The organism is Sinorhizobium sp. CB7 (assembly GCF_041357635.1).
GTDB lineage: Bacteria > Pseudomonadota > Alphaproteobacteria > Rhizobiales > Rhizobiaceae > Rhizobium.
The window spans coordinates 49,610-73,190 of sequence record NZ_JAULLL010000027.1 but is presented as its reverse complement, the minus strand read 5'-3'; the positions used below and the strand labels follow the sequence as shown (position 1 = coordinate 73,190).

20 protein-coding genes and 1 pseudogene are annotated in these 23,581 nt (G+C 61.4%); 5 read left to right on the top strand and 16 right to left on the bottom strand.

From position 1 onward, the window contains the following. Positions 1–174 precede the first annotated feature (174 nt). The 6 genes from AAE029_RS33125 to AAE029_RS33100 form a co-directional block, all read right to left on the bottom strand. Entirely contained in the window at positions 175–846 is a 672-nt protein-coding gene (locus AAE029_RS33125) for a methyltransferase (RefSeq protein WP_371077175.1), read from the bottom strand. A gap of 607 nt (positions 847–1,453) precedes the next feature. Then, positions 1,454–2,296, bottom strand: a complete 843-nt coding sequence (locus tag AAE029_RS33120) for a Hint domain-containing protein (RefSeq protein WP_371077174.1) — start codon at positions 2,294–2,296, stop codon at positions 1,454–1,456. Positions 2,297–2,547: 251 nt separating this feature from the next. Beyond that, positions 2,548–3,957 carry an adenylate/guanylate cyclase domain-containing protein gene (locus AAE029_RS33115; protein WP_371077173.1) on the bottom strand — a complete coding sequence of 470 codons (1,410 nt, stop codon included), beginning with the start codon at positions 3,955–3,957 and terminating at the stop codon, positions 2,548–2,550. A 121-nt stretch (positions 3,958–4,078) separates the two neighbouring features. Further along, on the bottom strand, positions 4,079–4,912 hold the full coding sequence (locus AAE029_RS33110; protein ID WP_371077172.1) for a universal stress protein: 834 nt from the start codon (positions 4,910–4,912) through the stop codon (positions 4,079–4,081). Between the two features lie 404 nt (positions 4,913–5,316). Beyond that, a complete protein-coding gene (locus AAE029_RS33105; RefSeq protein WP_371077171.1) occupies positions 5,317–5,724 on the bottom strand; it encodes a nuclear transport factor 2 family protein in 408 nt (135 codons plus the stop codon). A gap of 38 nt (positions 5,725–5,762) precedes the next feature. Beyond that, positions 5,763–7,397 carry an acetolactate synthase large subunit gene (locus tag AAE029_RS33100; protein ID WP_371077170.1) on the bottom strand — a complete coding sequence of 545 codons (1,635 nt, stop codon included), beginning with the start codon at positions 7,395–7,397 and terminating at the stop codon, positions 5,763–5,765. 412 nt (positions 7,398–7,809) lie between these two features. Here AAE029_RS33100 and AAE029_RS33095 point away from each other — a divergent pair, with 412 nt between their 5' ends. Continuing rightward, positions 7,810–8,325: a DUF992 domain-containing protein gene (locus AAE029_RS33095; protein WP_371077180.1), complete on the top strand. Its 516-nt coding sequence runs from the start codon at positions 7,810–7,812 to the stop codon at positions 8,323–8,325. Between the two features lie 118 nt (positions 8,326–8,443). On the opposite strand, the gene AAE029_RS33090 is transcribed toward AAE029_RS33095, so the two are convergent. After that, the gene (locus tag AAE029_RS33090) at positions 8,444–9,793 is read right to left on the bottom strand and encodes a hypothetical protein (RefSeq protein WP_371077169.1); all 1,350 of its coding nucleotides are present in this window, start codon (positions 9,791–9,793) and stop codon (positions 8,444–8,446) included. Between the two features lie 343 nt (positions 9,794–10,136). Between AAE029_RS33090 and yghU the strand changes: the two genes are divergently transcribed. The 4 genes from yghU to AAE029_RS33070 all read left to right on the top strand — a co-directional run bounded on the left by yghU (position 10,137) and on the right by AAE029_RS33070 (position 13,459). Continuing rightward, positions 10,137–11,012 carry a glutathione-dependent disulfide-bond oxidoreductase gene (gene yghU / locus AAE029_RS33085; RefSeq protein WP_371077168.1) on the top strand — a complete coding sequence of 292 codons (876 nt, stop codon included), beginning with the start codon at positions 10,137–10,139 and terminating at the stop codon, positions 11,010–11,012. 378 nt (positions 11,013–11,390) lie between these two features. After that, positions 11,391–12,377, top strand: coding sequence for an NADH-quinone oxidoreductase subunit NuoH (gene nuoH / locus AAE029_RS33080; protein ID WP_371077167.1), 987 nt, complete (start codon positions 11,391–11,393; stop codon positions 12,375–12,377). Between the two features lie 31 nt (positions 12,378–12,408). Beyond that, positions 12,409–12,975: an NADH-quinone oxidoreductase subunit I gene (locus AAE029_RS33075; protein ID WP_371077166.1), complete on the top strand. Its 567-nt coding sequence runs from the start codon at positions 12,409–12,411 to the stop codon at positions 12,973–12,975. Between the two features lie 43 nt (positions 12,976–13,018). After that, entirely contained in the window at positions 13,019–13,459 is a 441-nt protein-coding gene (locus AAE029_RS33070) for a CBS domain-containing protein (RefSeq protein WP_371077165.1), read from the top strand. A 55-nt stretch (positions 13,460–13,514) separates the two neighbouring features. On the opposite strand, the pseudogene nuoG reads toward AAE029_RS33070, so the two are convergent. From nuoG to AAE029_RS33025, 9 genes and pseudogenes are all read right to left on the bottom strand, one after another. Beyond that, a pseudogene (nuoG, locus tag AAE029_RS33065) lies at positions 13,515–16,081 on the bottom strand (NADH-quinone oxidoreductase subunit NuoG). Continuing rightward, entirely contained in the window at positions 16,074–17,378 is a 1,305-nt protein-coding gene (gene nuoF, locus AAE029_RS33060) for an NADH-quinone oxidoreductase subunit NuoF (protein WP_371077164.1), read from the bottom strand. The pseudogene nuoG and the gene nuoF overlap by 8 nt, the downstream one beginning before the upstream one ends. Before the next feature lie 4 nt (positions 17,379–17,382). After that, on the bottom strand, positions 17,383–17,895 hold the full coding sequence (nuoE, locus tag AAE029_RS33055) for an NADH-quinone oxidoreductase subunit NuoE (RefSeq protein ID WP_371077163.1): 513 nt from the start codon (positions 17,893–17,895) through the stop codon (positions 17,383–17,385). Between the two features lie 17 nt (positions 17,896–17,912). Next, positions 17,913–19,127, bottom strand: coding sequence for an NADH dehydrogenase (quinone) subunit D (nuoD, locus tag AAE029_RS33050; RefSeq protein WP_371077162.1), 1,215 nt, complete (start codon positions 19,125–19,127; stop codon positions 17,913–17,915). A gap of 16 nt (positions 19,128–19,143) precedes the next feature. Next, positions 19,144–19,680 (bottom strand): NADH-quinone oxidoreductase subunit C, encoded by a 537-nt coding sequence (locus AAE029_RS33045; protein ID WP_371077161.1) that lies wholly within the window; start codon positions 19,678–19,680, stop codon positions 19,144–19,146. Then, positions 19,677–20,180, bottom strand: a complete 504-nt coding sequence (locus AAE029_RS33040) for an NADH-quinone oxidoreductase subunit B family protein (protein ID WP_038690953.1) — start codon at positions 20,178–20,180, stop codon at positions 19,677–19,679. Before AAE029_RS33040 ends, AAE029_RS33045 begins: the two co-directional genes overlap by 4 nt. Further along, complete coding sequence (locus tag AAE029_RS33035; protein ID WP_371077160.1) at positions 20,168–20,533, bottom strand: NADH-quinone oxidoreductase subunit A; 366 nt, start codon at positions 20,531–20,533, stop codon at positions 20,168–20,170. Before AAE029_RS33035 ends, AAE029_RS33040 begins: the two co-directional genes overlap by 13 nt. Before the next feature lie 128 nt (positions 20,534–20,661). Next, positions 20,662–22,101 carry an NADH-quinone oxidoreductase subunit N gene (locus tag AAE029_RS33030; RefSeq protein ID WP_371077159.1) on the bottom strand — a complete coding sequence of 480 codons (1,440 nt, stop codon included), beginning with the start codon at positions 22,099–22,101 and terminating at the stop codon, positions 20,662–20,664. After that, positions 22,098–23,573 carry an NADH-quinone oxidoreductase subunit M gene (locus tag AAE029_RS33025; RefSeq protein ID WP_371077158.1) on the bottom strand — a complete coding sequence of 492 codons (1,476 nt, stop codon included), beginning with the start codon at positions 23,571–23,573 and terminating at the stop codon, positions 22,098–22,100. The genes AAE029_RS33030 and AAE029_RS33025 overlap by 4 nt, the downstream gene beginning before the upstream one ends. Positions 23,574–23,581: the final 8 nt, after the last annotated feature.

Genomic DNA, 23,581 nt, shown 5'->3' with positions numbered 1-23,581 from the left:
GCCACCTTCTCCCCGCAGGCGGGGCGAAGGGGGAGTCGCAGCCTCCGTCGTCCCTTACTGGGGACATTGATCTGTTTCCACTGCCACTTGCTCGGTGCCAGCCGCAAAGGCCCGAAGGGTCGGATAAGGGGTTGCCACACGGCAAATACGCTGATCCGCAGCCTGCGATGCCCCTTACCGAGGCCCTCGCGCACTGAACAGGGCGGCGCATCCTTCAATGTCGATGGAGACCTGTTCGAACCGCCGTTCAAGCTCTCTCCGCAGCCCGTCAAGATCGTCGGCTTCGTTTCCGAATATCCCCTTGCCGTTATAAATGGACATCAGCTTTTTAGCGGCCGTCGACCTTGCGACGCCGTGCGACAGCAGCGTGGCGCCGAAGACGACGCCGTCCGGATGCATCAGCCGCATCGCATTGTCGAAGGCAAATGCCTTGCGCGCCCATGGTCCGGCAAGGCAGTGCAGCAGGTATGTCATGGAAATCGAGCGGAACGGCGCGGTCGTAAACGGTAGCGGCTTCAGAATATCCGCCTGGTATTGCTCCGGGCGGTAACGGGCGATCCGTGCCGACGAAGCGGCAAGCGAATGGGCGTTCAGGTCGAGGAGCGCCACCCGCGGGCCTGGTGCGGGAAAGTGCGCATGATCGAGAAACCACCCCGTGCCGACGCCGATATCCAGGTGATCGGACGACAGATGCCGGTTATAGAGGGCCAGGATGTGCCGCGTGGGGCATTTCCAGATGAAACTGTTGGAAATCCCAAGCACCAGGAGATCGTATATCCTGAGCGTCAGCGGCGAATAGACCGCCTGCCCTGCATGGCTGTCATCGGTCTGCGGAGGGCTTTCCATCGGCGATCCTGGTTTCTGCGCTGCCCAGGGCAAGTCATCCAAAGATCGCGAATTTTTTCAAGGCCTTTTTGAAATCCGCCCTTAGGTCGGCGATGAGCAGGTCCCTGAAGAGCGCACAGGCCAATGTTCTGCACAGAATCTCAACCGATACGAATTTCATGGCCGGGCTTCAAAAAGAACATAGCAGCCGGAAATGATGCCGGTCATCACCGATCTCCCGCTGCAGGCGAATGCGCGCAGCGGAAAGAACTTCGTCATCATGTCTCCGACGGCGCGTGAGTACCTTACGGCTGGACTCCTGTAACGAGCACAGGAATGAGGCAGAAGAGATGTGCCCCCCACAGCCATCTCATCGCTAAAATATTGGAAACGGCAAGAACCGCTGCCAAGCCTTCCGGTGATTCAACGGCCGTCGCTTGCCGTGGAAGCCCCCTCCTCCCTCATCCTGTGCCCGTCACAGCAATCCAACCGCCACGCAGCCGCATGGTGATAGAATCCCCTTTGCGATCGGCACTTTAGTAATGAGTAACCTAAGACTTTCGAGTCGCCAAGCTCCCGATTGCTGTCCGATCGCATCCGTTGCTGCATTGCATCACTTCATCCCGCCTCAGCGGGCAAGCGCCCTCGCGCGGGTGGCAATTTTGTCATAGGCATCCTGGATCGGATCGCGCAGCCGCATGAAACGTGGCGCGCCCATGAGGAGCAGCGCCGTCAGGTGCTCGCGACCGCCTTCATAGCCTACGATCGGAGCGAAAGGCATCATCGGCGAGCGGTGGTCGACTGGATAGAGACGCTCGAATTCGGCGAAGTTCGAGAAGCTCTCGTGATTGCCGGCTCTAAGAAGGAAAGTCTCGGCAGGAGCCCCTTCGGCCAGGATCACCTCATGGCTGTCGAGCACGATGTTGAAATACTCGATCACCTTCCGATCCGCTGGAAACACCGGTGCGATCGAGATTCCGTTGACAAGCTCCTTCACGCGGATCAGGACGCCGTCGATGTAAAGGGCGTGGTTGGGCGAGAGATAGAGATCCCGGTGCGGCGTGCGCTGAGCCAACGCATGGCGTGCAATGCGGATGGGCATTACGCTGTCCTGCCAGGACGGACCGCTCTTCCGGTAACATTGACGACCTATCCATTTGACCGGCACGGCTTTGCCGCGCACGGTCTCGACGAGATCGCCGACGCGAAGGTCCTCGATGCGCACCTCGCCATCAGGTGTCATGATTGCGGTGCCGCGCAGAAAGCACTTGGCATCGCTATCGCCATTGCCATGGTCGTCGTCGCGGTCTCTCCTCCGCCATCTTCTTCCGAGCGCATGGGCGGGCAAGGAGGAAACCATCGTCATCGCGGCCATTGTCGCCACAACTTTGGCACCCGTGGCGCCGGCCACTCCGAGAAAGTGACGCCGCGCGCGGCTGCGTGGCGATTGCTGCTCTGTACCTGATGACATGGGTCTTCCTCCTTGTTTTTATTGCACCATATTCATAGAGTTTTCGTTATTCATGGTAGATCAACTTACAATTTAAGAAAATAATCAGAATTGTTCTTATTTTACACTAGATAGGCGTAATCAGTTTTGCGCGAGCATGTAAGCAATGGATCCTCTACTTTAGGATTAGAGATTCTTATTTCGAGGATGTGTGGAGGCATGCAGGTATTACAGGCAGGCGATCTTGGCATAACCTCAAAGATCGTGGCCGTTCACGGAATAGCAAAAACGCGGATCTCGTCCGAAATTCCCCGAAGGGTGACCTTGTGCGACATCGGCTTCAGGCCGCGCTCCGTCAGCAGGTCCGCCGCACGGGGATCGCCGAGCACGGAACCGGTAGCGAATATCTCATGCGCGGTTGCGAGATGCTGCACGCGCGAGGCGATGTTGACGGTCTGGCCAAAATAGTCCTGCCGCTCGTTCATGCTGACCGCGATGCACGGACCCTCGTGGATGCCGATTTTCAGAAGCAGGTCCTCGCTGCCGCGTTCCTGGTTGAGCTTCAGCATCGCCTCGCGCATCCGCACCGCCGCGACCACCGCCCGGTCGGGCGTCGGGAAGGTCGCCATCACGGCGTCGCCGATCGTCTTGACGACGGCGCCGGCCTCGGCACCGACAATCTCGTTCAGGATGCTGAAATGCGTCTTGACCAGATCGAAAGCAGCAAGGTCGCCGACCCGCTCGTAAAGCGCGGTCGACCCGCGCAGATCGGTGAAGAGGAAGGTGAGGCTGGTGATCTTCAGCCGCTGGTCCACATCGATCGTGTCGGTGCGGAAGATGTCGCGGAAGGTCTGGTTGGAGAGCAGGCGTTTGGCAGTCAGGAACGGGCGACGCCGGCCAAGCATCGTGTGAAGCGCTTCGTTGGCCACGCAGACCGACGGCAATGTGCGCACATCCGTATGGTTCTCCACCAGGATACGCAGTGGGCCGGGCCGAAGATCGATTGGTTCGCTGTGCCAGTAGCGGCGGTCGAACAGCAGCGACACACTCTGCCGCTCCCGTGTCGGCTCGCCCTTCACGTCGATGAATTGCGCCGCATGCGTTACCGGCTCGAAGATCATGACATATTCCGCCGGCAGTTGCAGCGAGATGACCGCCTTTTCGCCCGGCGGTAACTCGAGCGACTCCAGGATGAATTCGTCGGCCTTCTCCTCGAAGTCTTCGTCCGGCAGGTCGATGCCCGAGCCCCAGTAGATCTGGCGGAAGTATTCATGCGGCGGCAGCTCATGCGGGCTGTGGGCCTCGATGCGCCGGACGCGCGGGCTGACTGTGAAGGTCACCTCGACCATCTCATCGAGCGTTGGTTCGTAGCCGGCGGCACAAAGCGCGCACGTATATTGCTCGCTCTGCACGGTCTTGAGCGACGTATTGGCGTCGAGCACCCCGCCGCAGCCGGGGCAAAGCACGTTCCACGACATGTCGAAAAGGCCGAGATTCGAGGCGCGCAGGAAGGTGTTGATCACCTGCTCCTCGTCGAACCCTCGCCTAGCAGCAAAGGCGAGCGTATTGATGCGGCTGAGCTTGCGATCGGGCGCGTCGCGCACAAGCCGTTCAATGGCATCGACGATGTCCGGCTGCGCCGACTGGCGCAACGCCGCAAAAAGAGGCTGGGCATCATTCATGGGCACATGTTACACCGGATCGGCCAAGCGCGACAGCATTTGCCTGCTGCTATCGGCCATTTTGCCCGCTTTGGTTGATTTTCGTCGCGTTAAAGCATCCGGTATTCAGATCGACCGGTCGTCAGTGTGCAATCACCAGAGATACGGATGATTTGCGCAGGAGCCTGTAGGTTATGCCTCCAAGCAGCCATTCGCGAAGCCGCGCGTGGCCATAGCCGCCCATGACCAGCAGATCGACTGCCCCTTCGACGGTTTCGGCGATCAGTGTCGCACAGAAATCGGAACCGCGCTCATCGACGATACGCAACATCGCGTTGATCCCGTGGCGGCCAAGATAGGTGACAAGCTCATAGCCATCTTTCATCCGGGATGGAGGCGCGCCGCCGCGCTCGATGAAAAGGACCGTGACCCTAAGGGATTTCTCGAGGTAGGGCAGTGCCTCCGTAACCGCACGCGCGGCTTCCCGGCTGCCGTTCCACGCGATCATCGCATGTTCGAAACCCGCATCGAAGGTCCTCTGATCGGCCGCGAGGAACAAGTGCCTGCCCGATTGGAACAGGACCTCCTCGATGACATCGTGCAACTCGACCGTCTTATCGACGTCGCTCAATCTCAAACCGACGAACACATCGGCAATCCGGCATTCGCGGGCCGTGACCAAGGCACGTTCATGTTCATAGACGTCGTAGCGGCGCATTTCGGTTGACGGCCCCAGCCCGCTCAGCCGTTGCCGAAGGATTGCTTCCCGCTTCCGCCCCTCTTCGCGGGCTTGTTCCATCAGGCCCGTCCAGAGTTCGAGGCTCAAGCTCGGCTCGACCAGCGACGGTGCCGGCAGCACGTTCAGGAAAAGGCCGATCACATGCGCTCCAAACAATGTGGCCAGACTTTCGGTTGCCTCCAGCCGGAATTCATCCCCGGCGCTCCCGTCAAGCCGTACCAACACGACTTTGATCATGACTGCCTCCCCGAGAACATGTTTCACCGGTTCGTAATTATAAGCACAGGATGCGCCGGACTGCATTGACCGTCGTCAGTGGTCGGCGTGTTTTTGGACGACCAAGGGCGCCGACGATCACCCTCTTCTCCCCAGCGGGGAGAAGTGCCGAGCAGAGCGAGGCGATGAGGGGGGCGAGGAGCAAAGCGACGAGCGTCCGAAGCGCAAGCGAAGGACAGTGCCGTGCGGCGAAACCCCCTCATCCGACCCTTCGGGCTACCTTCTCCCCGCCGGGGAGAAGGGGAGATCGCCGCTTGCTCGATCTGTCCCCTCGCCCCGCGTGCGGGGAGAGGGCTAGGGTGAGGGGCAATCTCGGCGTCCAAACCGGGCTGCCTTCCACCGTATCCACGGACATCCACGGCCCCTCACGCCGGCCAGGGAAACGAATGATGCTCGTGCGCGATAATCCAGCGCGCACCTTCCTTCCGCAGTCCAACGGTTAGGCGAAGCCGTGTTATCGGATCCATGTCCAATTCTTCCATCGTACCGCATTTGAGCAATGCGGTTGCGAAAGCGACGCGATCGCCCGCGGTGACATCGAGCCGCTCGATCGCATATTCGCCGCCCTGACTGAAGTGCTCGAAGAACGGCGCCCAGCTTTCCCGATAGGCCTTGATACCCTCAAGTTCGTTTGGAGGCGGAACATCGAACATCAGCATGTCCGCCGCGTGGTCGGCGATGATGGTCTCTATATCCTGGCGCCGGACGGCATCGGCCCAACGCTCGATCAGCGCGCGTATATCCGCCTCCGCTTGGCGTTCCCTGCTTTCCATGGCGATCCTCCCATATGCTTGCTGCCCCTCCGGCTCTGTCACGCGCTGTTGCCGCGCAGCTCCTCGACCAGAACCCGTACGTTTTCGGAATAATCCACCGGCACGGTAACGAGATGGACGCCACCGCCGGTAAAGGCGGCTTCGAGCGCCGGCACCAGGCCCTCTGCGTCCTCCACCCGGCTGCCCTTAACACCGTAGGCTCCGGCATAGGCAACGAAGTCGGGATTGCCGAAGGTCAGGCCGAAATCAGCATAGCCGTCGACCGCCTGCTTCCATCGGATCATCCCGTAGGCGTTATCCTGCAGGATCAGCACCACCAGATTGAGGCCGAGGCGTACCGCCGTTTCCAGCTCCTGCGAGTTCATCATGAACCCGCCATCGCCACACACCGCCAGGACGCGTCGCGTCGGATGGAGGATGGCCGCCATCATCGCTGAAGGCAGCCCGGCTCCCATGGTCGCAAGTGCATTGTCGAGCAGGAGCGTATTGGCGACATGGGTGCGGTAGTTGCGGGCAAACCAGATTTTGTACATTCCATTATCGAGGCAGACGATACCGTCCTCGGGCATCACGTGACGCACGTCGTGCACGATACGCTGTGGCGTCAGCGGATATCGGCTCTCCTCCGCCCGGTCGGCAATCCGGGCAAGGGTCTCCTCCCGCAGCCCAAGAAGCGCGCCGGCTTTGGGAAGCTTCCCCTCGAGACGGTCGGCCAGAAGCTTGAGACTCGGCCCGACATCTCCCACCAGCTCCGCATGCGGGAAGAAAACCTCCTCGACCGTCGCCGGCAGATAGCCCACATGCAGCACGGTCGGTCCCTTCGGCCCCATGAGGAAGGGCGGCTTCTCCACGGTATCGTGGCCGATCGAAATGATGAGATCGGCGCGGTCGATCGCCCGGTGCACGTAGTCGCGCTCCGAAAGCGCCGCGGTGCCCATGTAAAGCCCGGACCCGCCGGCAACCGCTCCCTTGCCCATCTGGGTGTTGAAGAACGGGATCTGCAGGCGCCGCACGAAATCCGAGAGCGCCTCCGCCAGGCGCGGGCGGCTCGCCGCCGCACCCAACACTATCAGCGGCCGCTCCGCCTTCAGGATGAGCCCGGCGGCGCGATTAAGCGCTTCTTCGGGCGCAACCGGCGGATCGATAGGATGAGGCGCGACCAGCGGAATCGTACCCACGGCCTCGCCTGCGATGTCTTCCGGCAATTCCAGATGGACCGGCCCGGGGCGCTCCTGCTGGGCCACGCGAAAGGCCTCGCGCACGATCGTGGGGATCGTGGCCGGGCCAACGATCTGAAGCGTCATCTTGGTGAGCGGCCGCATCGCCGAGACCGTATCGACCATCTGGAAGCGCGCCTGCTTGCGGCTCAGAATGCCCTTCTGCCCGGTAATCATGATCATCGGCATCGCACCGAGGAGCCCATAAGCGGCGCCGGTCGCGAGGTTAAGCGCGCCAGGCCCCAGCGTCGACAGGCAGACGCCGGCCTTGCCGGTCAGCCGTCCATGCGTCGCCGCCATGAAGGCGGCGGCCTGTTCATGCCGCGTGACCACCAGTTCGATGGAGGAGCGCCGCAGCGCCTCGACGAAATCGAGGTTCTCTTCTCCGGGAACCCCGAAGATCTGTTGCACGCCCTCGTTTTCCAATGCGGATACAAGCAGTTCGGCACCGGTCATCGATAACTCCTCCAAAAAATAGCTTATCGGATAGCAGTGTAAGCCGCTGCGTCGAGATCGCCAGCTCTTATCGTCGTTGTTCGCTCGCCATCGCACTCGGGCGTAAAATCTCCTTTCAGGCGGCGGGCTTTGGCAGTCTTGGAGCGCCCGAAAAGAACTCCGAAAATCGGCATCGATTTTCGGCAAGCTTATGCCTTCGAAATGTCTTTTTGTCGGTTGAACTGTGACAGCGCCTGTCGCTGGCACCCCATGAGTCGCCCCTCCCAAGAGACACCCATGAGACGCTTTGACACGCGTTGTTCGCTTGCGCCGATGGGATCGTTTTTCGATAACATGCGTTAACTGTTGCCGAATTTATTGGCCGAACGACCGCGTGCCTGCACGGGTCACGATTTTTAAAAAGGAGAAAATGATGAAGAAGAGTTTTGCGATCACGCTTGCTGCAGCCTCCCTGGCGCTGGCCGGTACTGCCGGTGCGGCCGACCTGGTCCGGAGCTATCCGGCGCCGGAACCGGATGTGCGCGACGGCGTGAAGATCGGCTATCTCACCTGCGATATCGGCGGCGGCACCGGCTATATTCTTGGCTCGGCCAAGGAAGTCGACTGCACCTTCCATTCGGCGATGGGCAGCGAGCCGCTCGATCACTATACCGGCCAGATCCGCAAGCTCGGCGTCGACCTCGGCTTCACGACCCGCAGCCGCCTCGTCTGGGCCGTATTCGCCCCGACGGCCGGCTATCATCGCGGCTCGCTGAGCGGCCTCTATAACGGCGCCACCGCCGAAGCCACACTCGGCGCCGGTGTCGGCGCCAATATCCTGGTCGGCGGTACGGCGGGATCGATCCACCTCCAGGCCCTCAGCGTCACCGGCCAGCTCGGTCTCAACATCGCCGCCGGCGGCGCCTCCATGACGCTCGCATCGAACTGAGTAGCCTCCAGACAACCCCTTTCGTTCTTGCGGAAGGGGCTTTCAAAGGGAGGGGAGATCATCTCTCGATTTTACCCGTTGCCGCAGGTCATAAGGGGTGCAGCGCTTCTGACCTGCGTCAGATCGACTTGAGAAATTCGATCAGTTCACTTTTTTCCTGATCGCTGAGCTTGAGATCGAGGTGGCGGTCGTAATGGTCTACGACGTCCCGGAGGCTAGCGAACCGCCCATCGTGGTAAAACCCGCCTTTGTGGACCTTCTCCAGATCCCACAGGGCACGCAGAGGCGCCGTTCGGTATCGTTCATCCGGAGACCGCATCGCCTGGAAGTCATCGATCCCGATCTCCTCCGCCTTGTGCAAGTTCCATCCAGGCTCGGTAAAGATCGGCGGAACGTGGCAAGTGGCGCATTTAGCCTTGTCGTTGAAGAGAACCTTTCCATTTTCCGCGGCGGCACTGTCGAAGGCGCCTTGCGGCGGCTTTGGAGTGGGCAGGGCAAGCTGGTAGAAGTGAAGGGCAGGAAGCTTGGCGCTGATCCGGTCCTCCTGGTCCTGCTTGTGCCCCTGCTTCGTCCTGGCGGCGACCGGATACTTTTCGGCGTTGTCCAGACGCGGATCGTAGAACACCCCTTTTCCGTGCATTTCGAGATTGCCGACGTAAGCGTTCCAGTAACTTACGGTTCCCCACGCGCCGGTCCATGTATGGTTGTTTACGCCCGCCAGTCCGAATGCTGGAGGATTGAGCGTGGCGGCGGTTTTGCCGTCCGGTCGGAAGGCCTTGCCGTCGAGATTGAGCTCGGCATCGAATTTCCCGGGACCCCAAGCCCCGAGCGCCTTTTTCACCTCTTCTTCGCTAAGCTGCAGCATGTCGGTAAAGGCACTCAGATCGGGCGCCAAGGCGACGATCGCGCCGATATCGAGGTCACGGTTGGGCCAACCGTCGAGGCGGTGCCCGATTCCGGGCGCATAGGCGTCGTCGACTGTCGAATGGCATAGTGAGCACTGGATGCCCACAGACCGCAATGTCTTGCCATCTTCGCCAAAGAAGCCGGTCACGCCGATGACGGCATTCGACTTGAGCAGCACGAGGGTGCTGGCCGGATCCTTGAGATCAACCTCGCCTTTGTTGAGTGCCTCGGCCACCTCTTTGGGGATCGCGTTCACATCGACTTTCAATCCAAGCTCAAGAGCCTTTTGCGGGCTGAGACCCGCTCCGACGCCGCCCGCCTTTTCGCCTGCTATTGCCTCATGAAGCCTAAGCTTGCCGCCCCAAAAATCCTCGCTACCGAAAGTGTCGAAGCGGAAAGTCTCGCGTCCTTCTTCCAGATAACGCTTCGCCTGCTCCGTTACTTCAGCTTCAAAATCCTTGCCGCTTGTTGGCTTCTTGCTCATTTGAGCAGCGGCCGGAACGAGACCTGTCGATAGCAGAAGAGAAAGAAAGAAAGCAGAAACCTGTCCACGCCTTTGCATGACACGTTCCTCCCAAGACATCTTAATCGGCGGCTATGTCGAGCTTCGCGGGTTCTCTTCAGCGCGAAGCGCAAAACCGACCGAATATTAGCAAACAATCATCTTACGCCTAATCCGCGTGTCCGCAATGCGAGGAAGGCGAGGTTGTCGGCCCTTCAGGCAAATTTCAAATAGTTTCTGTTTTGGCGAGAAGGCCCTGCGCTCTCCCGTCAAATCCGCCAGGCATCTCAATGTTGCGTGAAATAGATCCTTCCCTCTTACAAAACGAAATTCCTTTGCTACGTGCATGACAATGGGCATCGACGCCAATGCTCGTACTTTGTCAGACAAGAGGATCGTGAGAATGGCTGATACGATTGATTACACACCCCCGAAGATCTGGATCTGGGATAAGGAGAACGGTGGCGAGTTTGCCAATATCAACCGCCCGATCGCCGGTCCGACGCACGAGAAGGAACTGCCGATCGGCCGCCATCCGCTTCAGCTCTATTCGCTCGGAACGCCGAACGGCGTGAAAGTCACCATCATGCTGGAGGAACTGCTGGCTCTGGGCCACAAGGGCGCGGAATACGATGCTTGGCTGATCCGGATCGGCGAAGGCGAGCAGTTCGGAAGCGGCTTCGTCGAGGTCAATCCCAATTCGAAGATACCAGCCCTAATGGATCGCAGCGGTCCGAAACCGATCCGCATCTTCGAATCCGGCGCGATCCTGACCTATCTCGCCGAGAAGTTCGGCGCTTTCCTGCCTGTGGAATTGAGCGAACGCGCCGAATGTCTGTCGTGGCTGTTCTGGCAGGTCGGCAGCGCCCCCTATCTGGGAGGCGGCTTTGGGCATTTCTATGCCTATGCCCCGACAAAGATCGAATATGCCATCAATCGCTTCGCGATGGAGACGAAGCGTCAGCTCGACGTGCTCGACCGGCGTCTTGCGGAAAGCGAATATCTGGCGGGTGACGAATATACCGTCGCCGACATCGCGGTCTGGCCCTGGTACGGCGGCCTGGTTAAGGGATGGCAGTACGGCGCGGGCGAATTCCTCCAGGTACAGGACTACAAGAACGTCCAGCGCTGGGCCGAGACGATTTACAACCGGCCGGCCGTGCGGCGTGGACGCATGGTGAACCGCACCAGCGGGGAGCCCTCGAACCAGCTGCGCGAACGTCACGATGCCAGCGATTTCGAAACGAAGACACAGGACAAGCTGGAAACTGCGAGTTAGATGTGGCGGCGATCTCCCCTTCTCCCCCAGCGGGGAGAAGGTGGCCCGAAGGGTCGGATGAGGGGTTTCGCCGCACGGCACGGTCCTTCGCTTGCGCTGCGGACGCTCGTCGCTTTTGCTCCTCGCCCCCCTCATCGCCTCGCGCTGCTCGGCACTTCTCCCCGCTGGGGAGAAGAGGGTGCTTGCTGCAATTTTCAGCCTAACCTTTTGTTTGCGCGGGGCGAGGGCGTCGCCGGCGACGACGGAACGGTGATGGCATTGTATGCGTCGCGTCGCCGTTGTACTTTGTAGCCTGACAGTTGCGCAAAATGATCGGTGTATAGCCGGAGCCGAAATCCGGTCGCGCGTTTCAACCCGTTGAACAAGTAGCAGCGGATCATGGAACTTATCGTCGCCCTTGGCCTGATCGTCATCAAGGTCGCATTGCTGATTGCGATCCTGCTGCTGTTGCCGTTGCCGCTCACCTGGCTGGAACGCAAGATCGCCGGGCACATGCAGCAGCGGATGGGGCCGATGCGCGTGGGGTGGCACGGGCTGCTGCAGCCGCTGGCGGATGGGATCAAGCTCTTGACCAAAGAGGACCACATCCCCGCCGAAGCCGACCGTTTCCTGTTCAAGCTTGCGCCGATCCTGGCGCTCGTCCCGCCCTTTGTGGTGTTCGTCGCGATCCCCTTCGGCGAAACCGTCTCGGTCCTCGGCCACGAGATCACGCTATACGTTTCCAACATGAACGTGGCGCTCCTCTTCGTCTTCGCGGTGATCGGGATCGAGGTCTATGGCGTCATCTTTGGCGGCTGGGCCGCAAACAGCAAATATGCGGTCCTCGGCAGCCTCAGGACCTGCGCGCAGATGATCAGCTACGAAATCCCGATGGGGTTCGCGGTCATCGGCGTCGTCATGCTGGCGCAATCCATGAGCCTGCTCGAGATCGTGCGGGCGCAATCCGATGTCTGGAACGTCATCTACCAGCCGGTCGGCTTCTTCGTATTCTTCGTCGCCGGACTTGCCGAAGCGCAACGTATTCCCTTCGATCTGGCGGAAGCCGAAGGCGATCTGGGGGCCGGGTTCCATACCGAATACAGCGGTATCCGCTTCGCGTTTTTCATGGTCAGCGAATATGCGATCGTGCTGCTGGTGTCGGTCCTGGTGGTGATCCTGTTCTTCGGCGGCTGGAACGGCGTGCTCATCCCCTTGCCGCCGCTCCTCTGGTTTGCGCTCAAGGTCGCTTTCTTCGTCTATCTGTTTATCTGGTTCCGCTTCACTTTCCCCCGCTACCGCTACGACCAACTGATGGCGATCGGATGGAAAGTCTTGCTTCCGTTGTCGATGGCGAACATAATCATCACAGGTATTGCTTTCTCTTGAGGAGCCACGGCGGCTCCAGAGCGGGGCGGCGATGTCGCACGCACAGGACAGAATTGGAACATGGATCGGCTGGGCATTCTTCGCCGATCTCGCGAGAGGTCTGGCTCTGACCTTCGGCTACATGTTCTCCAGGTCCGTGACCATGCAGTATCCGGACAAGGAAAAGTGGCTGCCTTACTCGCGCTACCGCGGGCATCACTTCCTGAAGCGCGACGAGGCGGGCGAGATCAAATGCGTGGCCTGCGAACTCTGCGCGCGGATCTGTCCCTGCGACTGCATCGAAGTCGTCCCCTACCAGGATGAAAAGGGCAATCGTCGCCCGGTAAAATTCGAGATCGACACGGCCCGCTGTCTGTTCTGCGGGCTCTGCGAGGACGCCTGCCCGGCGGATGCGATCGCCCTTGGCCAGCAATACGAATTCTCGAGTTTTTCTTCGCGTGAGCTGGTGATCGGACGCGACGATCTCCTCTGCAAGCCGGGCAAGGCGACAACCGGCGGCGGCGTGGTCGCTGCACGCCTGAACACCGATGAGGACGTTCTGGTCGAGACGAGCGAGCCGCAGGGATACAATTGGTGGCGGAATATCCGACGAACGTAGGCTCGCCTGCCGTCAAGCCGGCGCGCAGATACAGGGGGTGCAAATGCTTGTCTGCCAAATATTGAAGACCAAGTCTCCCGAGATCATCTCGGTCACACCGGATCATACGATGGTGGAAGTCCTGCAGCTCTTTCGGGACTACAACATCGGCTTCGTACTCGTCGGCCGTTATCCCGGGGAATGCCTGGGCGCGCTGTCGGAGCGGGACTGCTGCAATGCGGTCGCTGAATACGGCACCGCGGCACCCGCAATGCGTGTTGGCGAGATTATGAACCGCACTGTGGCAACCTGTTCGACAGACGATTTATTGCCCCTGGTGATGGCGATCATGACCGAGCGGCGCACGCGCCATGTAGTGGTCATGGATGGCGACAGCCCGGCTGGCGTCGTGAGTATCGGCGACGTGGTCAAGCACCGGCTTGACGAAGCGCTGCGCAATGAGCAGGCGCTGCATGAGTACATCGCCGGGACCGGATATCACTGATTTAGCCGCGCAAAAATCTGAAGCTGCTCAGGGTGCGGACGCGGGATCGGGATTCTCAGATTCCGCCCCAACTCCGGGCACAGCGGCGATCTCGAAGGTCGCCTGCGCCCTTTCAACTTCCACCGGACATGGATATTCGCCCCGCCGCATCAGTCCGTTGAGACGCAAGGCTCTATAGTTTTCCGGAATGAATACGAGCCCCTTCGGGAAGCGCCTGTTGATCTTGAGCTTGGCCGTCAGCTCGCCCTGAGCGGATCGCACGACCACCGGATCGCGGTCCGAAAGGCTAAGCCGCGCGGCATCCTCTGCGCTCATCTCGACATAGGGGTCGTCGGCGACCGTATTCAGGATTTCCGAGCGTTCGGAAAGATATCCGTTGTGGAACAGGCAGTCGCCGGTAACCAGCATGAGCCGGTCGGCTGCCATCGGGACAGGCGGCGGCGCGAAGAACGCGCCCGCCGGTGGCGTCGGGGCCGCTTTGGTAAATGCGCCGTCGGCGCCTAGCCCCTCCCGCGTCAGCCCTCGATAGGCCGGAACCAGTCGGGCGATCTCGTCGAAAATCTCGCCTTGCGTCGATGGCCGCAGCACCTGGTTGCGGAGTCCAGCAACGAAATCAAAGATCGCCAGATTGCCGCGCGCCTCGAAGACCGGTTCACGGAACTTGCGGACCTTCTGCGTCCGGCCCTCGTTGTTGGTGAACGTGCCGGATTCCTCGCCGTACACCGCCGCCGGCAACACGATCTCGGCCAGCCCCGCCGTATCCGTGAGGAAGGCGTCCTGCACGATCAGGAGATCGGCGGCGTCAAGCGCCCGCGTCGCGAAATCCCGGTCGGGATAGGAAATCAGGGGGTCGGCTCCAACGATGTAGAGCATGCCCATCCGCCCACCGGCTGAGAGCTCGAGCATGGCGTCGAGACCCGCGCCGGGTCCGGACGGGATTTCGGCGTACCAGTTCCGTGCAAGTGTTGTGCGCGCCACATCGTCGGCGACCGCCCGCAGCCCCGGCAGGGCCGCCGGCAAAACCCCCATGTCCCAGGCGCCCATCTGGTTGGCGCGGTCGCAGAGGAACTGCATCGCCGGCTCCTTGCCGAGCAGGCGCAGAACCTGCAGCAGGTTGTTGAGCTGCTGCAGCGTGGTCCGCGCCTCGGGTGGTCTCAGGAGATCGACGCTGACGAACACCGTGACGCTGCTGCTTTCCTTGAGCACGGCGGCCAGACGATCCGGCCCGTCACCGTCGATGTCCGCTGCCGGCCCGCCGATATCAGCAAGAGCCTCGCCCGGCAAGCTTCCGTCGGCCTCCGCCACAAGCGCGGCGACCACCGCCGCAAGGCCCGTCGCTTCTCCGCCCGGCGGCACGCGAACCACCACCCGGGCATCGGCGTCCAGGCGGGATGGCCGCGCCGAGAGCATGAGCAATCCGGTCTGCCGCCGCCGCGCGCCGTCCCGCAGCAGGTATTCGGTAACTGGGTTGCCCTCGGTCACGTTGCCCCCGACGACGAGCACGCAGTCGTTGCCGATCACTTGGCTGAGCGGCGCGCGGCTGTAGAAGCCCGTAGCCAGCGGACCGAGCGCATCGAAGGGCGTCGACCAGCGCGTCGAGCAGTCGATGTTGTTGGTTTGGAACACCGTCCGCATCAGCTTCTGGAATTGATAAAGCACCTCGTTGGGCAGGCGCGGCGAGATGAGCCCGCCGACGGCCTTGCTCTCGACGGCCAACAGCCGCCGGCGCAGATAGTCCCCCGCTTCATTCCAGGAAACCGGAACCAGAGCGCCATCGCGGCGGATCATCGGCCGCTTGATCCGGTCCCGGTTCGAAACGAAATCGAGGCCGAAGCGTCCCCGTACGCAGAGCGTTTCGCGGTTGACCCCCTCGTCCCACTTGGAGCGCACCCGCATGAACTCGCCCTTGCGCGTGCCCACCGTCAGCTGGCAACCGGTGCCGCAATGCGGGCAGACCGTGTCGGTCTCGACCAGGTCCCAGGGCCGCGCCTTGTAGCGATAGGGGAAGCTCATCAGCGCGCCGACCGGACAGACCTCGACGCAATTGCCGCACTGGTCGCAACTTGCCAGACTGCCCTCGAAGCCGGTGACGGCGGTATCCATGCCTTTTTCGACGGTGCCGAGCGCGACCGCCCCGACGACTTCCTCGCACATCCGCACACAGCGCTGGCACTGGATGCAGCGGTTGACGTTCATGATGATGACGGGGCTCAGACGAATGTCCTCGGAGTGGAACACACGTTTCTCATCGCGGAACCGGCTTTCACGAGGACCATAGGCCATCACCATGTCCTGAAGCTCGCATTCGCCGCCCTTGTCGCAGATCGGGCAGTCGAGGGGGTGGTTGGCGAGCAGCATGTCGAGCATGGAAGAGCGCGTTTCCTCGATCAGCGGCGTGTTCGTCCGCACCACCATGCCGTCTGTAACCGCGGTGGCGCAGGACGGCTGCAGCCGCTTGAGCCCCTCGATCTCCACCAGGCACATGCGGCAGGAGGCCAGTGCCGGCAGGCGCTTCAGATAACAGAAGGTCGGTATGTCTATGCCCAGACGCTGGGCGGCCTGCAGCACCGTCGAGCCGGCCTCGACTTCCAGCGTTTGTTCATCGATCGTAACGCTAACCATATTTCCTCGCAGCGCTATCCCAGCGCACTCCTTCAGCGAACGGGCACCTTTGCTCTTCGATATGGGCGACGAACTCGTCGCGGAAATGCTGAAGTGCTGCCCGCAATCCCATCGCCGCACCGTCGCCCAGGGCGCAGAACGTATTGCCGAAAATGCCTTTGCAGAGCATCTCCAGCTGCTCCAGATCGCCGGGGGTGCCCTCGCCTGCCTCGATCCGGCGGAGCACCTTCACGGCCCAGTTCAATCCTTCCCGGCATGGCGTGCACTTGCCGCAGGACTCGTGATGGAAGAACTCGACGATGCGGGTGGCGACCTTGACCATGCAGGTCGTATCGTCGATCACGATAACGCCGGCCGAACCGAGCATCGAGCCGACGGCCGCCAGCGAGTCGAAGTCCATCCCCACCTCCAGCCCGCTCTCCGGGATCACGGGCGCCGACACCCCGCCCGGGATCACGGCCTTGATCCTGCGTCCCGGCAACGGGCCGCCCGCGTGGTCCTCGACCAGTTCGCGCAACGGTATACCCATCGGCAGCTCATAGAGGCCGGGTTTGCGCACCTGTCCGCTGACGCAGTAGAGCTTCGGGCCGGGGCTCTTGTCCGGGCCGATGCCCCGGAACCAGTCCGGCCCCCGCATGACGATATGCGGCACGCAGGCGAGCGTCTCGACATTGTTGATCACGGTCGGGCTGGCGTAGAGCCCGGCCACGGCCGGAAACGGCGGTTTCAATCGCGGCTGCGCCCGCTTGCCCTCGAGCGACTCGAGCATTGCGGTCTCCTCGCCGCAAATATAGGCGCCGGCGCCGCAGTGAATGTGGATGGCGAAATTGAACTCCGAGCCCAGGATGCCCGTTCCGAGATAGCCCTTATTGTGAGCCTCGACGATCGCCTGTTCCAGGCGGCGGATCGCCGTCACATATTCTCCGCGGACGTAGACATAGGCGGTTTCGGCCCCGATCGCATAGGCGCTGACCGCCAGCCCCTCGATGAGCTGGTGCGGGTCGCGCTCCATGATGATCCGGTCCTTGAAGGTGCCGGGCTCCCCTTCGTCCGCATTGCAGCACAGATATTTCGGCTTGTCGGCCCGCTTCGGCACGAAACTCCATTTCATGCCAGTCGGAAATCCAGCGCCGCCGCGACCGCGCAGATTGGATTGCTTGACGAGGTCGACGACCTCGTCCGGAGTGTACTCGCGCAGCACCTTGGCCAGCGCCTGGTAACCGCCGCCTTTTTCATAGGTCGACAGCAAATGGCCGTCCGGCACGTCGACATTCTTCAGGAGAACCGGTTCGAACATGGCGCTATTCTCCCGGCGGCTGCATAGAAACGTGCTCGGCGCTCGCTAGCCGCCCCACCGTGGCCCGGAGGCTCGCGAGGAGCGCATCGATCCGCTCGATATCGAGGTTGCCGTGGTAATCGTCGCCGACCTGCATCACCGGCGCCATCTCGCAGGCACCAAGGCACTCGACGGTCGAAAGCGTGAACAGCCCGTCGGGGGTGGTTTCACCCTTCCCGATCCCCAGCACCGTTTCCATATGCTTCAGCAGCTCTTCAGATCGGCGCAGCATGCAGGAGAGGTTGTCGCAGAGCTGCAGGTGGAACATTCCCACCGGCTCGGTATGGAAGAGCGTGTAGAAGGTCGCCAGCTCGTAGACCCAGATCCGCTCGACACCGAGGATATCGGCGACCTCCTCCAGCACCGGGCCGGGCAGATGACCATGCTCCTGCTGCGCGATCAGCAGCGCGGGCATGATCGCCGAGCGCTGGTCGGGATACCGCGTGGCCGCCTTCTCGATCTTTTCGCGCATGCTCATCGCGTCCAAATCCTCCGCTACTTGTCCACCTCCGCCATGACAGGGTCGAGGCTGCCGAGCACGGCGATCATGTCCGCCAGGTAACGGGCGTTGCTGACCCCGAAGAGTGCCTGAAGGTTGACGAAGGACGGGGCCCGCACCTTCATGCGGAACGGCTTTGGCGACCCGTCGCTGATGATGTAGAAGCCGAGCTCGCCTTTCGGCGCCTCGATCGCCGAATAGACCTCGCCCTTCGGCACCTTGAAGCCGTAGGCCGACAGGTCGAAATGCTGGATCAGCGCCTCCATCGAACAGTGCACCCGCTCCTTGTCCAGGGGAAAGGCGATCGTCGGCATGTCGATCTGGAAAGGCCCGTCGGGCATCTGGTCGATGCATTGCTCGATGATCCCTATGCTTTCGCGCATCTCGTCGACCCGGCACTGCCAGCGCGCATAGCAATCGCCCTCACTGCGGGTGATGACGTTGAAATCGAGCCGGTCGTAGATCTCGTAGGGTTCGTCGCGCCGGATGTCCCAGTCAACACCGGAGGCACGCAGGTTTGGGCCGCTGAGGCCAAGATCAATGGCGTCCTCGGCCGAGATCACGCCGATCCCTTTCGTGCGATTGAGGAACACCCGGTTATCTTCGAGCAGTAGCTCATAGTCGCGGATCCGGTTCGGGAAAATGTCGCAGAACTCGCGGATCTTCGGGAAGAACCCGTCGGGCAAATCCTCGCGCACCCCGCCAACCCGGCAGTAGGAGGTGTGCATGCGCGCACCGGTAATCATTTCCAGGAGGTCCATGATCATCTCGCGCTCGCGCATGGCGTAAAGCAGCGCGGTCATGGCGCCGAGATCCATCGGCAGCGCACCGGTGATCAGGAGATGACCGGAGATCCGCGCCAGCTCGGCCATCATCACGCGAATATACTGCGCCCGGATCGGTGCTTCGATGCCGAGGAGTTTTTCGACCGCCAGCGCGAAAGCGAGGTTGTTCGAAGGCGGACAGAGATAGTCGAGCCGGTCGGTCAACGGGAAGATCTGCGTATAGGTGAAGCTTTCCGCCAGTTTTTCGGTGCCGCGGTGCAGGTAGCCGATATAAGGGTCCACGCGCTCAACATACTCGCCGTCCAGTTCGAGGACGAGCCGGAGAACCCCGTGAGTGCTGGGGTGCTGCGGACCAAGATTGAGAAGCACTTCCTTAGTATGGAGCGCTTCGCCTTCCGTCCTGCTGAGCTCGGTGACTTCGGTCATCTCAACTCTCCGCCCCTTATGGAATGTCCCTGGTGGCGAGGTCGGGCTGTGTCGGTGGCGGACCTTCAGCACCGAAGGGGTTCAGCTTGTCCTTATAACCCCTGAGAGGGAAATCCTTGCGTTGGGGAAAGCCCTCGAAGCCTTCCCACATGTAGATCCGGCGGAGATCCGGATGCCCCTCGAACCGGATGCCATACATGTCCCAGGCCTCGCGCTCATGCCAGTTGGCCGTGCGCCAGACTCCCGTGACCGACGGAACCTCAGGGGGATCGCCAAGCCGGCACTTGATACGGACCCGCCACCTGTTGGGCAGCGAATAGAGATGGTAGACCGCCTCGAACCGCGGCGTTTCGGGATAATGATCGACCCCGCAAATGTCCGAGAGGAAATTGAATTGAAGCGCCGGATGGTCCTTCAGGAATCGGCAGAACTCGACGATCCTCTCGGGCGGAACGGCAAAGGCGTCGATACCGTGCGCAGTGCCGAGATCCTCAATTGCTTCTCCGAAGCGCTCCATGATCGGAGCGCGATTGAGGGATGCCTCTGCACTCATGACGCCGTAACCCGATCCAGAGGTGTGCCGGCAAGCGCCCGGGACCTCTTGATCTTCTCTTGAAGCAGCAGGAAGCCGTGCATCAGCGCCTCGGGCCGGGGCGGACAGCCGGGCACATGCACGTCGACGGGCACGAAGGTTTCCGACCCCTGCACCACCGCATAGGTGTTGTAAACCCCGCCCGAAATGGCGCAGGTGCCCATTGCGATCACCCAGCGCGGTTCCGGCATCTGGTCATAGAGCCGCCGCACGACGGGCGCGAATTTCCGGGTCACGGTGCCGGCGATGATCATGACGTCGGATTGTCGCGGCGAAGGGCGGAACACCACACCGAAACGGTCGAGATCGTAACGGGCGCAACCGGCCGAGATCATCTCGATGGCGCAGCAGGCAATCCCGAAGGTCTCGGGCCACAGCGCCGATCTCCGGCTCCAGCTGATGATGCTGTCGGCCGTGGTGAACAGCACGCTGTCGCGGATCGCGTTGTTTACGCCTCCCATTCCAGCGCTCCTTTCAGCCAGGCGTAGGCGAAGCCCACGAGAAGCAGCACCATGAAGACGAACATCTCGATATAGCCGACCAGCCCGATCTCTTTCAGGACGACGGCCCAGGGAAAGAGGAACATCGCTTCGACATCGAAGACGACCAGCAGGATCGCCAGGATGAAGAATGGCACCCTGAAGCGGCCCCCGGCGGCCTCGCCGGCTGCGTCCATGCCGCATTCATAGGGCATGTTCTTCGCGGGATAGGGATTGGAGGGACGCAGCAGCGAGGAAACGAACAGCGTCACCCCAGCCACCAGGACGACTCCGGCGACCATGAAAAGAACGGGCAAGAATTCCATTGCAGTCATCACTGCACCGGTTGCCCACCGAGGACTTCCTCAGGCTGCGATCCACCTCCGGGCCGCTGGCGACTTGGGCAATCCTTCCTCCGCCGCCAAGTCTATTCCGTCGGTGGGATCATTGCAAATCCAATCGGTCAGCCGCCAAAGACCGAATCCTGGGCAAGTTTCAAAAACCACGACGGAAATAGGCCGATGCCGATCGTGCCGGCGGCGGTGAAGGCAAGCGTTGCGCCCACGAGCGGCGTCAGCGCCGGCGCGAACGTCCTTTTCGGCTCGCGCATGTACATCACCATGACGATGCGGATGTAGAAGTAGGCAGCGACAGCGCTCAGCAGCACTGCGATCACCGCCAACGCGACGAAACCGCGATCGACGAGCGCAACCAGCACGTAGAACTTGGCGAAGAATCCCGCCGTCGGCGGAATGCCGGCAAGCGAGAAGAGATAGAGCAGCATCAGAAGCGCCAGCCCCGGATGCGACTTGGCGAAACCCGCATAGTCTTCAATGACCTCACCCGAGAAATCGCCGTTCCGCATCATGATGACGGCGCCGAAAATGCCGAGATTCATGAAAGCGTAGATCAGCAGGTAGAGCATCACGCTGGCAATCCCGTCGGCGCCGCCGGCTGCGACGCCGAAAATGGCAAACCCTGCATGTGCGATGCTGGAATAGGCGAGGAGCCGCTTGAAATTATCCTGGACCAGCGCCACGAAGCTGCCGAGCGCCATCGTCACCACCGCAATGACGGCGACGATGATCCAGACGTCCGAAGCTGCCACCAGAGGGTTGAGGAACACCCGCAGGATCACCGCGAACCCCGCCGCCTTGGGGGCGACCGACATGAAGGCGGTGATCGTCGTCGGCGCACCTTCATAGACGTCAGGCACCCACATATGGAACGGGACGGCGCCGACCTTGAAGACCAGTCCCGCAACGATGAAGACCATCGCCAGCAGCAATCCGGGATCGAGCGGGGCGCCAGTCACCGCCGCAGCCATGGCGTCCAGTTGCGTCGTGCCGGTAAGCCCGTAGATCAGCGAAACGCCGTAAAGGAAAATCCCGGTCGAGACCGCGCCAAGGATCACGTATTTCAGCGCCGCCTCGTTCGACCGCCGTTGCTTCCGCAGAAAGCCGGTAAGCACATAGGTGCAGAGCACCATCAGTTCGAGCCCCACATAGATCGACAGCAGATCGGTCGCCGAGGCCATGATCATCATTCCCGAAAGCGCGAAAAGCAGCAGGACATAGTATTCGCTGTTCCCGATCCCTTCGATGTCGGCATATTTTCGCGAGAGAAGGAAAGTCAGAACCGTGGCCAGGTAAAATACGAATTTGAAGAAGACCGCGAAGCGGTCGACGACGAACATGCCCGCATAGGCCGGCCGCACCTCGCCCGCCAGCATGAATGTCCCAATCGCAGCAATCAGCACGATCGCGACGGAGGCCCAAACAAGAAAATATTCCCGCTCCTTGCGCACAAACTCTCCGACTATCAGAAGGATACAGGCCCCGGTGACCACCACAATCTCGGGCAGGCTCGCAAGGATCGACTGGAGAAGCGCGGCGTCGCTCATTGGCCGCTCCCTTTGCTATGCACCTGCGTCAGGAGATGCTTCACCGAGGTGTCGACGACGCTGAGAAATGGTTTCGGATAGAGCCCAACCCATAGGACGAAGACGGCGAGCGGCAGGATCGCAACCATCTCGCGGGCGTTCACGTCGCGAATCTTGAACCGGGCGCCGACGCTCGGCTGGCCAAGCGCCACTTTCCCATACATGCCAAGCAGATAGGCCGCACCCAGCAACGCACCCAGGACGGCGGCCGCACCGGCGGCAAGGCTCGCCGTAAACCCGCCCGACAGCACCAGCAGTTCGCCCACGAACGAATTGGTTCCCGGCAGCGCCATCGACGACAGGGTGAAGAGCGCAAGAAACGTCGTGTAGACCGGCGCCGCCTTCATCAAACCGCCATAGTCAGCGATGCTGCGCGTATGTGTCCGCTCGTAGATCAGGCCGACGAAGAGGAACAACGCACCCGTCGTGACGCCGTGATTGAACATCTGCAGGATGCCGCCCTCGAGCCCGTTGAGATTCAGCGCAAAAATCCCCAGCGTCACGAAGCCCATGTGGCTGATGCTGGAATAGGCTACCAGCTTCTTCAGGTCGTCCTGCGCCAGCGCCAGCAACCCGCCATAGACGATCGCCAGCGCCGAAAGCGCCAGCATCAGCGTCGAATAATAGACCGACGCCTCCGGCAGCATCGGCAGCGAGAACCGCAGGAATCCATAGGCGCCCATCTTCAGGAGCACGCCGGCAAGAATGATGCTGCCCGCCGTCGGCGCCTGCACATGGGCATCCGGCAGCCAGGTATGGACCGGCACCATCGGCACCTTGACCGCAAACGCGATCAGGAAGGCGAAGAACAGCCAGGACTGGATCTGGAACGGCAAGTCCTGTTCGGTCAAAGCGATGATGTCGAACGTGCTGCCACCGTAGAAATAGAGCACGATGACACCGATCAGGAACAGGAGGCTGCCCGCCAGCGTGTAGAGGAAGAACTTGATCGCCGCATAGACCCGGCCCTCGCCGCCCCAGACGCCGATGATCAGGTACATCGGGATCAGCATCGCCTCCCAGCAGACGTAGAACAGGAACAGGTCGAGCGCACAGAAGACCCCGAGCATCAGCGCCTGCATGACGAGCAGGCTGATCATGAATTCCTTCACCTTGCGGTCGATTGCGACCCACGAGGCGAGCACGCAGATTAAGCCCAACAGCGCGGTCAGGAACACGAAGAGCGCGCTGATCCCGTCGACACCGAGCGCATAGGTGATCCCGAGCGCGGGCACCCACGGGCGCGTCTCGGTAAACTGCATTGCGTGGGTCGTGGTGTCGAAGCCGGCCAGCATGGCGATGCCGAGAGCAAGATCGAGGCCGGTGAATGAAAGCGCAGTCCACCGCGCCGCATCATCACCGCGCAGAAACATCAGAACCGCGGCGCCTGCGACCGGTGTGAATATGATGAGGCTGAGCAGCGGGAACCCCATGGCACCCC

Excerpts from the sequence above, each read along its gene's own strand:
- AAE029_RS33105 (WP_371077171.1), bottom strand. The coding sequence starts at position 5,724 with ATGGAAAGCAGGGAACGCCAAGCGGAGGCGGATATACGCGCGCTGATC.
- AAE029_RS33095 (WP_371077180.1), top strand. The coding sequence starts at position 7,810 with ATGAAGAAGAGTTTTGCGATCACGCTTGCTGCAGCCTCCCTGGCGCTG.
- AAE029_RS33125 (WP_371077175.1), bottom strand. The coding sequence starts at position 846 with ATGGAAAGCCCTCCGCAGACCGATGACAGCCATGCAGGGCAGGCGGTC.
- AAE029_RS33120 (WP_371077174.1), bottom strand. The coding sequence starts at position 2,296 with ATGTCATCAGGTACAGAGCAGCAATCGCCACGCAGCCGCGCGCGGCGT.
- AAE029_RS33070 (WP_371077165.1), top strand. The coding sequence starts at position 13,019 with ATGCTTGTCTGCCAAATATTGAAGACCAAGTCTCCCGAGATCATCTCG.
- AAE029_RS33075 (WP_371077166.1), top strand. The coding sequence starts at position 12,409 with ATGTCGCACGCACAGGACAGAATTGGAACATGGATCGGCTGGGCATTC.
- AAE029_RS33115 (WP_371077173.1), bottom strand. The coding sequence starts at position 3,957 with ATGAATGATGCCCAGCCTCTTTTTGCGGCGTTGCGCCAGTCGGCGCAG.
- nuoH (WP_371077167.1), top strand. The coding sequence starts at position 11,391 with ATGGAACTTATCGTCGCCCTTGGCCTGATCGTCATCAAGGTCGCATTG.
- AAE029_RS33045 (WP_371077161.1), bottom strand. The coding sequence starts at position 19,680 with ATGAGTGCAGAGGCATCCCTCAATCGCGCTCCGATCATGGAGCGCTTC.
- AAE029_RS33025 (WP_371077158.1), bottom strand. The coding sequence starts at position 23,573 with ATGGGGTTCCCGCTGCTCAGCCTCATCATATTCACACCGGTCGCAGGC.
- nuoF (WP_371077164.1), bottom strand. The coding sequence starts at position 17,378 with ATGTTCGAACCGGTTCTCCTGAAGAATGTCGACGTGCCGGACGGCCAT.
- nuoD (WP_371077162.1), bottom strand. The coding sequence starts at position 19,127 with ATGACCGAAGTCACCGAGCTCAGCAGGACGGAAGGCGAAGCGCTCCAT.
- AAE029_RS33030 (WP_371077159.1), bottom strand. The coding sequence starts at position 22,101 with ATGAGCGACGCCGCGCTTCTCCAGTCGATCCTTGCGAGCCTGCCCGAG.
- AAE029_RS33040 (WP_038690953.1), bottom strand. The coding sequence starts at position 20,180 with ATGGGAGGCGTAAACAACGCGATCCGCGACAGCGTGCTGTTCACCACG.
- AAE029_RS33110 (WP_371077172.1), bottom strand. The coding sequence starts at position 4,912 with ATGATCAAAGTCGTGTTGGTACGGCTTGACGGGAGCGCCGGGGATGAA.
- AAE029_RS33100 (WP_371077170.1), bottom strand. The coding sequence starts at position 7,397 with ATGACCGGTGCCGAACTGCTTGTATCCGCATTGGAAAACGAGGGCGTG.
- AAE029_RS33090 (WP_371077169.1), bottom strand. The coding sequence starts at position 9,793 with ATGCAAAGGCGTGGACAGGTTTCTGCTTTCTTTCTTTCTCTTCTGCTA.
- yghU (WP_371077168.1), top strand. The coding sequence starts at position 10,137 with ATGGCTGATACGATTGATTACACACCCCCGAAGATCTGGATCTGGGAT.
- nuoE (WP_371077163.1), bottom strand. The coding sequence starts at position 17,895 with ATGAGCATGCGCGAAAAGATCGAGAAGGCGGCCACGCGGTATCCCGAC.
- AAE029_RS33035 (WP_371077160.1), bottom strand. The coding sequence starts at position 20,533 with ATGACTGCAATGGAATTCTTGCCCGTTCTTTTCATGGTCGCCGGAGTC.